Source organism: Shewanella decolorationis (assembly GCF_004354305.1).
GTDB lineage: Bacteria > Pseudomonadota > Gammaproteobacteria > Enterobacterales > Shewanellaceae > Shewanella > Shewanella decolorationis.
Map to the genome: position 1 here is coordinate 2,602,975 of NZ_CP037898.1, position 12,826 is coordinate 2,615,800.

7 protein-coding genes are annotated in these 12,826 nt (G+C 47.8%); 4 read left to right on the plus strand and 3 right to left on the minus strand.

Annotated elements, in window-relative coordinates:
- The first annotated feature begins 86 nt into the window (after nt 1–86).
- Both EYR25_RS11835 and EYR25_RS11840 read left to right on the plus strand, forming a co-directional pair.
- Nucleotides 87–1,169, plus strand: coding sequence for a hypothetical protein (locus EYR25_RS11835; RefSeq protein WP_133180280.1), 1,083 nt, complete (start codon nt 87–89; stop codon nt 1,167–1,169).
- A gap of 170 nt (nt 1,170–1,339) precedes the next feature.
- The gene (locus EYR25_RS11840) at nt 1,340–2,083 is read left to right on the plus strand and encodes a cupin domain-containing protein (protein ID WP_023268209.1); all 744 of its coding nucleotides are present in this window, start codon (nt 1,340–1,342) and stop codon (nt 2,081–2,083) included.
- Nucleotides 2,084–2,313: 230 nt separating this feature from the next.
- Here the strand turns inward: EYR25_RS11840 and EYR25_RS11845 are convergent, their stop codons facing one another.
- Nucleotides 2,314–4,551, minus strand: a complete 2,238-nt coding sequence (locus tag EYR25_RS11845) for a TonB-dependent receptor (RefSeq protein WP_133180282.1) — start codon at nt 4,549–4,551, stop codon at nt 2,314–2,316.
- A gap of 408 nt (nt 4,552–4,959) precedes the next feature.
- A complete protein-coding gene (glnA, locus tag EYR25_RS11850) occupies nt 4,960–6,369 on the minus strand; it encodes a glutamate--ammonia ligase (protein WP_023268211.1) in 1,410 nt (469 codons plus the stop codon).
- A gap of 965 nt (nt 6,370–7,334) precedes the next feature.
- Between glnA and typA the strand changes: the two genes are divergently transcribed.
- Nucleotides 7,335–9,146, plus strand: coding sequence for a translational GTPase TypA (gene typA, locus EYR25_RS11855; RefSeq protein WP_039978579.1), 1,812 nt, complete (start codon nt 7,335–7,337; stop codon nt 9,144–9,146).
- Between the two features lie 82 nt (nt 9,147–9,228).
- Here typA and EYR25_RS11860 read toward each other — a convergent pair whose 3' ends face one another.
- Nucleotides 9,229–10,257 carry a diguanylate cyclase domain-containing protein gene (locus EYR25_RS11860; protein ID WP_133180284.1) on the minus strand — a complete coding sequence of 343 codons (1,029 nt, stop codon included), beginning with the start codon at nt 10,255–10,257 and terminating at the stop codon, nt 9,229–9,231.
- Between the two features lie 357 nt (nt 10,258–10,614).
- Between EYR25_RS11860 and katG the strand changes: the two genes are divergently transcribed.
- Entirely contained in the window at nt 10,615–12,801 is a 2,187-nt protein-coding gene (katG, locus tag EYR25_RS11865; protein WP_133180286.1) for a catalase/peroxidase HPI, read from the plus strand.
- Nucleotides 12,802–12,826 lie beyond the last annotated feature (25 nt).

Consider the following 12,826-nt stretch of genomic DNA (forward strand, 5'->3'; position numbering starts at 1 on the left):
CCTCCCTCCCTGCCGTTTTAGACTGCTATAGCTTTTTGGCCCTATTCGTTAGGGCTTTTTTTTACGTTTTCCCCATAGAGTGAACGATGAAACTACAATCTTTACCTACACTTGCCGTTTATTTTATCTGTTCATCCTCCCTGTATGCTGCCGATGTACAGTTAGGCGGATTTATTAAGGCCAACACCCGCTTTGTTGAAGGCACGGTGGCCTTTCAAGACAGTTGGACTGGCGGAGGCAAGGTTGTCGAACACAGCAAACGCACCCAATTTGGCGCCCAAGAAAGCCGCTTTAACCTGTCGCTCAACACTGATGAAGCCAAAGCCTTTGCCGAAATCGATTTTGTCGGCTCCAGCCAAGGGAATCCGATTATCTCCAACTCCTACAGTCCACGGCTTAGGCATGCCTATATCAGTTATCAAGGCATCACCGCCGGACAAACTTGGTCAACCTTAGTCAATACCAGTACCTTTGCCGAAACTGCCGATTTAGGCGGGCCATTAGTTGGACAAGCCATGGTAAGACAAGCACTTATCCGCTATAGCACCGAACAATGGCAATTCGCGCTCGAAAATCCCTACACCTATGGCACCCAAGCCCAAACCGATGGGATAACCAAGGCTACAGCAGCCAAACCTGACTGGATTGATACCAGTCATGATTACATCCCAGACATGATTGCCCGCTACAACCAATCCGGCGAGTGGGGCAATGTGTCTATCTCGGGCTTAGTGCGTTATTTAGATCCAGCGGGCACGTCGCAATGGGCTGGCGGACTCTCCCTTGCCGCCAAACTCTTTACCTTTGGCCAAGATGATCTGCGTCTGCAATTGCATTACGGCCACCTAGGTCGTTATGTTGGCACCGATGCCGCGCGCGATATCATCCAAGGAGAATTAGAAACCACGACGTCCGCCATGTTTGCCTACAGGCACTTTTGGACTGACTACACCCGTTCGAGCGTATTTTTTGGGCACACCAGCACAGAGAGAGAACAAACGGATCGCAGCCACGTTGGTGTGAATTTGTTTACCAACTTGACTCAAGCACTCACCCTAGGTATTGAAGTGGGCCGCTATCAAATTGAGGATAACAACAGCTCTGCTCATCCCAATGCGCAGAAGGGAAAGTCCAACTACGCGCAGTTAAGCATACAATTGCAGCTGTAAAGCGGCTCAGACGGTAAGATTATTCGCGAGTAAAGTCACGAATAAGTTTGCCACTCAAAACATGCCGTGATCCAATTCACCTTTACCATCAACCAATCATTTTATTGTTAGTCACGTAACAACATAACTAACAGAATATCGCCATTAAGCGATGTAGAAATAGGATTGGAATGATGAAATTAAAAATGCTTTTCGGATTAGCCGCACTGACTTCAACAGCGGTTATGGCTCAAGGCCCACAATGTAACCATGCGCAACTGCCGTATCAACAAATGACGCCAGTGCCGTACGACAGCACACCCTATGTGCCGCAAAACTCTATGCCAGAGCAGTGCCGCAACCCTGAAATCGAGGCTTATATTGCCGATTGGGAAGCTGGCAAAATCGACTTTAACACCATCAAACCCAATGACAGCATTGCCGCTGACCAACGTTTTTGTAAAACCTTGGATGACCACGGTAACGTGCTCGAAGCCAAAAACTGCGATCCTAAAAACTCACCTGTGGGTTATATCTGGAAAGAGCTATCAGATAGCCCTGTCGTAATTGGTATCACCAATGGCTTGAAATCAGACCATGAGCCACATTTCCACGGTCAACCAGAGTGTTACTACGTGGTCAACGGCACCAGTAAGACACTGGCAAACAATAAATTTGAAACACTGGCCAAAGGTCAATACTTCTATATTCCTGGTGCTCATATCCACAACACCCCAATCCTCAATAAAGAAGGTTTAGGTGTGTTTTACTGGTATCCGAACAACGCGCACTTTGATGGATTTAAATACTACTGGCGTAAAGATGTTAAAAACCTACGCGTAGCCGAAGAAGCCTTTGACCGCGTAGATGCGATCCGTAAACGCGATTTAAACCTAGGCCCATATGGTACCAACGAACAATTTTTCAAAAACTAGTTAGGGTTATTGAAACTAAACACCGATAAAGTTCGAAATTGATTTAACTCATTGTTTTATTGGTGTTGTTCAATCGTTATTAGCTGGCTATCGTGGTATTTACATCTGAAGCCTGATTGATTTATCTGAATAAAAAACGGTCCACTGTAGGACCGTTTTTTTTGGTTTGTAACACTTGGTCAACCCTACCTAATGGAAGGCTGACACAAGTGATTCTTTTTAGCCTGTTATCACCAACTCAGTTGATAATTGAGGGCAAAGGTGCGGCCACGGCCATGGTAGTCGAACATAGACTCAGGACCGTAGGTCGGGCTGTAGAAGTACACAGCTCGTTGGCCCCATAGGGTGCTGTAGTCTTTATCGAGCAGGTTTTCGATGCCGTAGCTCAGGGTACCGACGGGTAAATCGATAGAGCCCAGTAAATCCAGTGTCGTGTAGCTATCAAGCTCACTCGCTAGGCCATCATTGGTTTTGAAGCGATAGTCGTACTCGGCGCTAAAACTGTGCTCAGCCTGTAAACGTATCTTCTGTGTGTCGCCGCGCCAGCCAATAAAGGCGGTGGCCTTAGAGGGCGAGGCATAAGTGACGGTTTCATCGATCCAATTATTCTCATCCTTCACTTCACTGCGCACCAAATGCAGGTTGGTGCCGACTTGCCAGTCCGAGGTGATATCAAAGTTCAGCTGTGCCTCTAAGCCATAGCTGCGCTTATCTTGGTCTTTGACATTGATGGTCAGATCTTTGCTGTTGACCTCAATGACCTTGTCAGACACCGCATAGTAGACGCTGGCTTGCGCCTGCCAACGGTCTGCAAGATAACGCCATCCCAGCTCCATGGAGTCGGTCTTGATCCCGTCAAGGCGGGTATCATTGATATTGATGCTATTTTGCAGCTTTAAGTAACCGTCGGCATCGGCCTTGTAGGTGCCGCGGCCATAGTATTTCGACAGGTCTGGCAGTTCAAAGCCTTGGGAATAGGCAAGCCAGAGTTGTTGGTCTTGGCTCAACTTGGCCACCAAGCCAAGGTTGACTAAGCCTATGTTATAGTCGGTGCTGCCGCTTTTAATGGCGTCGGCTCCCTTGGCCTTGCCAGAGGCAATCGCTACCTGTTGGTTATAACCGATAAAATCATCAACACTGTTTTCCATCTGTTGATAACGGTAGCCAGCGTTTAGCACCAAAAAGCTATTCATCTCCCAACTGCTTTGGATAAATGCCGCAATGGATTCGACCGAAAAGTCGACATAACGCCCGGTAGTGAACAGCTCGCGCATCACTAAGCCGCCGTGTTGGTTGGCGGCATCGAGGTTGAAGCTCATTTGGTTCGAATCAAAACTTTCTTTGTCCCAATCCAGTCCCCAAGTGAGTGTGAGGCTATCGACGGGTTTGGATTCTACGACCGCCTTTAAACCATAGATGCTGGTGTTTTGGGCCGATGCTGAGAAGTTGTAGACACCACTGGTTTCATTGACATAGGGGAATGGGTGGAAATCCAGATTCTCCTTGCGATAAAAGCCTTGTAAATACAGGGTTTGACCCAGAAACTCATCCTGGGAGTAGGACAGATTCAGTAAAGTGCGCTCGGTGGCTGGGCTGCGATCAGCGTCTAATCCCTTACGGGTTTCCAGCACTGAGGCATCGCCCGTGACACCGGAGAAGTTCTCACCCATATACAGGCCATGTTCTTCGTCTGAACCATTGCGATAGTATTGCGCCATGGCGCTCAGATTTGCGTCATTGGCAAGCTGCCAATCCATATTCGCCATTAAATCATAACCTTGGGTGTACTGCATTCCGGTTTGGGAGATATCCTGCATCACAGGATTACCACTGCCATCAAACCACTGGCCGTTTTCCTGCCAAGCGGCGCTGAATCGTCCCTTTACTGAATCACTGCCCCCGGTAACCGCCAGCGCGGTGCGATAATCTAAATCATCACTGCTATTAAAGCCGGACTTAAATCCTGCTTCGGCCTCGAAGGTATCGCTGCTGTCAGCCGCTTTTTTAGTGACAATATTAATGGCACCGCCCAGTGCGCCACCACCATAGATAGCCGACGCGCCAGCCAGCACTTCGATGCGGGCAATATTAAATGGATCGATACTGTCGAGCTGACGGCTGATGCTGCGGGAGGTGTTCATCGACACGCCATCGATTAATACCACCATGGCGCGGCCGCGAATATTTTGGCCAAAGTTGGTGCGCCCTTGGCTGGACACATCCATCGACGGCACCAAGGCGGCGAGCATTTCCTTAATCCCTTTGCCGCTATCGGTTTGCTCGCGAATGCTGGCTTCATCAATGATCCACACAGTGCTGGAGAGATCGCTGATTTGGGTCGGTGAGCGGGTGGCGGAGACCACCATACGCTCCATCTCGTTTTCAGCGGCTGTCGCCACATTAATAAGCCCCAGTTGGCAGATAACTGCGGCGGCGACTAGGCTTATCGGCCCCATAGACTTAGGCATAGCATTCTCCATCAAAAACAACAGGTACATGAGAAGCCAAAAGGACAGCACTGTGGTGCCATTTTCTCGCGACCCAGAAAGCGTTTTTAATGGTTTGAATTCAATGCGCTAACTGAATATGAATGGAGAGTATTCTGTGTTTGGCTCCAAAAAAGACGCATTATTATAGTTGTAATCGAGAATCGTTCTTAATTGAATTTACAAAGCCTTTACTTTTTTACGCGTCCCAAATCACCAGTCGACAACAAATGGACAAATAACAACGAGAGGGCGGGGTTATGCGGGTTGATGGTGGGTAAAGCTATGTCAGATAGGTATTAAATCCGCAGGTGATTAGAGACAAAAAAGCCCCGACAGAAGACTGTCGGGGCTTTTAGGTGTAGTGCAACTAATCGATGCCGTTAGCCATTACAGGCTGTAGTACATCTCGAACTCTAATGGGTGAGTTGTACGGCTTACACGCTCAGCTTCTGCAGATTTCAGTGCAATGTAAGATTGGATGAAATCTTCGCTGAATACACCGCCGCGAGTTAAGAACTCGTGGTCAGCTTGCAGGTTCTCAAGTGCGTTTTCTAATGAAGTCGCCACTTGTGGGATTTCAGCCGCTTCTTCCGCTGGCAGATCGTACAAGTCTTTATCCATCGCTTCGCCTGGATGGATCTTGTTTTGGATACCGTCGATACCCGCCATCAGCAGTGCTGCGAAACCTAAGTATGGGTTTGCATGTGGATCTGGGAAGCGAGTTTCGATACGACGCGCTTTTGGACTTGGTACCACTGGAATACGGATTGAAGCGCTGCGGTTACGTGCTGAGTAAGCTAACATCACTGGTGCTTCAAAGTGTGGTACTAAACGCTTGTAAGAGTTAGTGCTTGGGTTAGTGAAAGCGTTAAGCGCGCGAGCGTGCTTGATGATACCACCGATGTAGTACAGTGCAGTTTCACTTAAACCAGCGTATTTGTCGCCAGCGAACAGGTTCACACCGTCTTTAGCTAAAGATTGGTGAACGTGCATACCGCTACCGTTGTCGCCAACGATTGGCTTAGGCATGAAAGTCGCAGTCTTACCGTAGGCGTGAGCCATGTTGTGTACTACGTACTTCAGAATTTGGATTTCGTCCGCTTTCTTAGTCAGAGTGTTGAAGCGAGTTGCGATTTCGTTTTGACCCGCAGTCGCCACTTCATGGTGGTGAGCTTCAACCACTTGACCCATTTCTTCGAGCACTAAACACATAGCGCTACGTAAGTCTTGTGATGAGTCAACAGGCGCAACTGGGAAGTAACCGCCTTTCACGAATGGACGGTGACCAGTGTTACCACCTTCGTAGCTAGTGCCTGAGTTCCATGCCGCTTCTTTAGCGTCGATTTTCACGAAACAACCAGACATATCAGTACCGAAACGTACGTCGTCGAACAGGAAGAATTCTGGTTCTGGTCCAACTAATACAGTGTCAGCGATACCGGTAGAGCGTAAGTATTCTTCCGCTTTTTTCGCGATAGAACGTGGGTCGCGATCATAACCAGTCATAGTGCCTGGCTCGAGAATGTCACAGCGGATCAGTGCAGTCGTTTCTTCGGTGAATGGGTCTAGTACAAACGTGGTTGGGTCTGGCATCAGCACCATGTCTGATTCGTTAATGCCTTTCCAGCCAGCGATTGACGAACCGTCAAACATTTTGCCGTCTTCGAAGAAATCAGCGTCTACCTGATGAGCAGGGATAGATACGTGCTGCTCTTTACCTTTGGTGTCGGTAAAACGTAAATCAACAAACTTAACTTCTAATTCTTCAAGTTGCTTTAAAACTGATTCAACTGACATTCTCAAGTCTCCGGTAGGGTAAAGGGATGTCCCTTCTATAATCTTTTAACTCAAGTCGCGCTTGAGCCAAACTTACAAGCTATATAGCGATATCTATGCCAACAATTTAAGGTGTTGATAATCAAAGGCTATATATTTTAGTGCACAGCAATTTGCTCAGCGTTGCACTATCTTGGTGCGTTTGTGTGTGGCATTTTGGTGCATTCATCCATTTTGGTGCGCACCGTCACAACACCATTTTAGTGCAAGGGATTTGGTGGCAATCTTGCCACGCTTATTTCTCCTGATTCTCGTCGGCTGATTAAGCTCATGAACTAGGCTTTTTGACTTTGCTTGAATCAAACAAAGCACAATGAATCTAGCACATTAGTTATGCTTGAGAATCGCTTAAGTTCACTATTTCAATCGCTCGCAATAATGTCACAAAACCGTGGCAATCTAAGCTATTTTTCGCGGGGCGGTTATGGATGGATATATTGAATAACGCTTAATTATCAATCCATTAAAATCGTTGTTCGCAATGGGGAATAGAGTTTGTTGAAACTGACGCCAAAGTCATCCGCAGAAACCGTTAACTGATGCCAGTCATGCATATTTTTATGGCTTAATCTGGCACGTTACGGCTTGATGGCGTGGATTGACTATACTTATGGCTGCTTTGTGCTGTGCGGCAAAGGAAGCGCAGAGTGAAAAACAGTGAATTCAGCTGCTTAGCTTAGTCGATGACAAGATAAACTGGCGAATTGTCTGCATATTAACGGTGCATTTAGGCTATTTGACTCAGGCAGAAGAGTGCCTTTTGAGTACAGTGATCAATAAATTGTTTTATAAGTGTTCAAAAATAATCCTGTGCGGCAGGGCCGCTCTGGAGTAGAATGTCACGCTTTTTTATGGCGACTCAACGTAGATTGCTATAACGAATATTGAAATATCCCTATTTTTGTTTGATGGTAAGAGGTTTATCCGTGCTAGAGAATTTACGTAACATCGCCATTATTGCGCACGTTGACCATGGCAAAACGACCCTGGTTGACAAGCTGCTGTCGCAATCAGGAACCCTTGCAACCCGGGGAGAAGCTACTGAGCGGGTGATGGACTCCAACGATCTTGAAAAGGAACGTGGGATCACGATTCTGGCAAAGAATACTGCCATCAAGTGGAACGACTACCGCATTAACATCGTAGACACCCCAGGCCACGCCGACTTCGGTGGTGAGGTTGAGCGTGTTCTGTCTATGGTGGACTCAGTATTACTGCTGGTTGACGCTGTTGACGGTCCAATGCCACAGACTCGCTTCGTAACCAAGAAAGCGTTCGCCCAAGGCTTAAAGCCAATCGTTGTTATCAACAAGATTGACCGTCCTGGTGCTCGCCCTGATTGGGTTATCGACCAAGTATTTGACCTGTTCGACAACTTAGGTGCGACTGACGAGCAATTAGATTTCCCAATCGTTTATGCCTCTGCATTAAACGGTTTTGCGACTTTAGATCCGGACGAAGTAAGCGCAGATATGACGCCGCTGTTCCAGACTATCGTTGAAAAAGTTTCTCCACCTGCAGCTGACGCTGAAGGTCCATTCCAGATGCAAATTTCTCAACTCGATTACAACTCATACGTGGGTGTTATCGGTGTTGGTCGCATCAAGCGTGGTAGCATCAAGACTAACCAGCAGGTAAGTGTGATCGGTGCTGACGGTAAAGTGCGCAACGGTAAAATGGGCCAAGTATTAGGTTACATGGGCTTAGAGCGTACCGAAGTTGACGTAGCAAACGCTGGCGACATCGTGGCGATTACTGGTTTAGGCGAGCTGAAAATCTCTGACACAGTATGTGCCGCAGGTAATGTTGAAGCGCTGCCGCCATTGTCAGTTGACGAACCAACACTGACCATGACTTTCCAAGTCAACACTTCACCTTTCGCAGGTAAAGAAGGTAAGTACGTAACTTCACGTAACATTCTTGAGCGTCTGCAACAAGAATTAGTCCACAACGTGGCACTGCGTGTTGAAGAAACCGATAGCCCAGACCGTTTCGCGGTATCTGGCCGTGGTGAATTACACTTATCTATCCTGATCGAAAACATGCGTCGTGAAGGTTACGAATTAGCGGTTTCTCGCCCAGAAGTTATCTTAAAAACCATCGATGGCGAACTGTGTGAGCCATACGAGACCCTGACCGTTGACGTTGAAGAAGAACATCAAGGTACAGTCATCGAGAAACTGGGTATCCGTAAGGCTGAGATGAAAGACATGCAGCTTGACGGTAAAGGCCGCGTGCGCGTTGACTTTATCATCCCAAGCCGTGGTTTAATCGGTTTCCAAACTGAGTTCTTAACTGCAACTTCAGGTACTGGTTTGATTTACCACTCATTCGATCACTACGGTCCGCACAAAGGTGGCGATATCGGTCAACGCGCTAACGGCGTATTGATCTCTAACGCAACCGGTAAGGCGCTGACATTCGCACTGTTCGGTTTGCAGGACCGCGGTCGTCTGTTTATCGGCCACGCTGCCGAAGTTTACGAAGGTCAAGTTGTGGGTATCCACTCACGTTCTAACGACCTGACAGTTAACTGTCTGAAAGGTAAGCAGCTGACTAACATGCGTGCTTCAGGTACAGACGAAGCTCAAGTACTGACTACGCCAATCACCTTAACTCTTGAGCAAGCCCTTGAGTTTATCGATGATGACGAATTAGTTGAAGTAACACCTAAGAGCATCCGTGTTCGTAAGAAACACTTAACTGAAAACGACCGTAAGCGCGCTAGCCGCGGCTAATGGTGGTTGTGTAGTCGAGTAAAGTGACTACCACACAGTGAATAAGGCCCCGCTAAGGCAACTTAGCGGGGCTTTTTAATGGCTATATTTCGGGTTCATGTACTAAGCGTATGCAGTTACGACCTGCGGACTTCGCCAAGTAAAGGGCGGTATCTGCTTGGTGGACTAATTCTAAGGCATTATGTTTATCTGAGGGGAGTAAACACGCAACACCCACGCTGACCGTGACAATTCCTATGTCTGTTTTAATATGGGGTATAGCAAGCGATTGAATAAGTTGATGTACGTGCTTGGCGGTGTCGAGTGCGCTTTGGTGATCCGTATTGGGGAGTAAAATAACAAATTCTTCGCCGCCATAGCGTGCAACCAATTCACCTGCCCGACGACCTGATTGAGATAAGCTGTTCGCCAGCATTTTGAGACAGTCATCTCCTGCGAGATGGCCATAAAAATCATTAAATAATTTAAAGTGGTCAATATCGAGCATGATAAGCGAGAGTGGCGTGTTGTTGCGTTGCCCACGACTCCATTCCTTTTGCAGCATTTGATCAAACAATCTACGGTTGCCAATATTGGTTAACCCATCGGTATTGCTGAGTTTTTCTAGCCTGTTGTTAGCTTCCGCAAGTTCATAGGTTCGCGCTTGGATAATGGACTCTAGCTCTCGATTGCGTTCTTCTAAACTCGTCATCGGGTAAATTTCGCCTTGTTTTGCTAAACCATAGGGAATGGATATTCCACTATGGACGATTTTCCAATCGTTGCTTTCTTGGCGAAAAATCAGCACTAACCTTGCGGTTTCTTGGCTGAGTATCGAGTCTGGAATAGGGATATGAATATGGAAAAATGCGGTAATAACAATAATATCTTCAGCAAGATCCTGTAGTGATAAATCTAACACCTCAATACGGATCCGTTCGGGGACTTGGGCGAAGTCCTGACGGGTTATTTTTACCCATTCATCTTTACTGGTGACAAGAATATCGCTGCTACCTGCATAACCACTAAAATTATCACTAAAGCGGGCTGTGAGCTTGTCATCCCGGGCAGCGTACATCTCAATATATTCATCAAAAAGTGACTGCATAAGTTGCAAGCGTCTCTGCCGCATGGGTTCACTCCGATTGAGACAATGTAAGCGTTTTCTTGTTCTTATTTGAGATGAGTATTAGTGATAAAACCATCTTCCGTTCTGATTAAAATCAAGATAGTGATGTAAAAACCACCAATAGTGTGATCTGTGCCCGCTTTTTGAGCTAGGGTTTGATGTTCTCGTTACTGTCTTCTCGCTTTAATTGCTTAAGTCTGAAATGTTGTTCATTTAGCATACAGATTGAAAAGTGCATTAATCGTCATTTTGGAGCAATGCAGAAGGGATTAATGCCAACGGTAAAACGCTCAACCAGATTAGCCTAATGACACCGTAAAGTGTCATTTCCTTCGTTAGCCATAAGTAAAGGAATATCCCATGGATAAGACTCAAAGCTCTCAAGGTAAATGCCCCGTGATGCATGGGGCGAATTCAGCGGTCGCCAGCAACAATATGGACTGGTGGCCTAAGGCCCTTAATCTCGATATCTTGCATCAGCATGATAAGAAGACAGATCCCATGGATCCCAACTTTAATTACCGTGAAGCCTTTAAGACCCTTGACCTCGCTGCCGTGAAGCAGGACTTGCATTCCCTTATGACCGATAGCCTAGATTGGTGGCCAGCCGATTGGGGGCATTATGGCGGCTTGATGATCCGCATGGCATGGCACTCTGCGGGAACCTATCGCATTGCCGATGGCCGTGGCGGTGCGGGGACGGGTAATCAACGCTTTGCCCCACTCAATAGCTGGCCCGATAACGCCAACCTTGATAAAGCCCGCCGTTTACTCTGGCCGATTAAGAAAAAATACGGCAATAAACTCTCATGGGCAGATTTGATGATCCTCGCGGGTAATGTGGCCTACGAGTCTATGGGCTTAAAAACCTTTGGATTTGCCGGCGGTCGAGAGGATATTTGGCACCCAGAGAAGGACATTTATTGGGGCTCTGAAAAACAATGGCTTGCGCCAAGTGATAATCCTAACAGCCGTTATTCGGGCGCGCGTGACCTTGAAAATCCCTTAGCCGCCGTAATGATGGGGCTGATTTATGTGAATCCTGAAGGGGTCGATGGCAAACCCGATCCCCTGCGAACCGCTCAAGATGTGCGTGTCACCTTTGCGCGAATGGCAATGAATGATGAGGAAACCGTGGCCTTAACCGCTGGCGGCCACACCGTGGGTAAGTGCCACGGTAATGGCAAGGCGCAGGATCTTGGTCCCGAGCCTGAGGGGGAGGATGTTGAAGCGCAAGGGTTGGGCTGGCTTAATAAGCACGGTAGAGGAGTTGGCCGAAATACCGTTACTAGCGGTATTGAAGGGGCTTGGACTACCCATCCGACCCAATGGGATAACGGCTATTTCAAATTGTTACTCAGTTATGACTGGGAGCTGAAAAAGAGCCCGGCAGGGGCGTGGCAATGGGAACCGATTAATATTAAGGAAGAAGATAAACCCGTTGATGTTGAAGATCCTTCCATTCGCTATAACCCCATAATGACCGATGCCGATATGGCGATGAAGATGGACCCCGAATATCGCAAAATCTCCGAGAAGTTTTATCAAGATCCCGCCTATTTCTCCGAGGTGTTTGCCCGTGCTTGGTTTAAGTTAACCCACCGTGATCTTGGGCCTAAGAGCCGTTATTTAGGTCCAGAAGTTCCGAGTGAAGAGCTGATTTGGCAAGACCCAATCCCAACGGTCGATTACCGTTTAGATGCCAGTGAGATTGTCGAACTTAAGGCGAAATTATTAGCCTCGGGGCTCAGCGTATCCGAGTTAGTGGCAACCGCGTGGGACAGTGCCCGCACCTTCCGTGGCTCGGATTTCCGTGGTGGCGCCAATGGCGCGCGGATCCGTTTAGCGCCACAAAAGGATTGGCAGGCCAACGAACCCGAGCGGTTGCAAAAAGTGCTTAAAGTATTAACTGAGTTGCAAGCAGGCCTGAGTAAAAAAGTCAGCATTGCCGACTTAATCGTATTAGGCGGCGCCGCTGCGATTGAAAAGGCCGCCCACGCTGCGGGAGTCAAAATCACAGTGCCCTTTATCCCCGGCCGTGGCGATGCGACGCAGGCGATGACAGATGTGGAATCCTTTGCCGTACTTGAGCCTTTGCACGATGCGTATCGTAACTGGCAGAAAAAGGATTATGTGGTTCAGCCCGAGGAGATGATGCTCGATCGCACGCAACTGCTGGGATTAACCGCCCATGAGATGACTGTTTTGATTGGGGGAATGCGGGTGTTAGGCACTAACTATGGAGGTACACGTCACGGTGTGTTTACCGACAAAGTGGGTGTGTTAACCAATGATTTCTTTGTCAATCTCACCGACATGGCCTACAACTGGAAGCCTGCGGGCAGCAATCTTTATGAGATAGTCGAGCGTAAAACTGGCGCAGTGAAGTGGACCGCAACCCGCGTCGACCTGGTGTTTGGCTCTAACTCGATTTTGCGCTCCTATGCCGAGGTATATGCGCAGGATGATGCCAAAGAGAAGTTTGTGCATGACTTTGTGGCCGCTTGGACTAAGGTGATGAATGCCGATAGGTTCGACCTTGCCTAATCTCTAGTGCTTAAGCTTAGCGTGA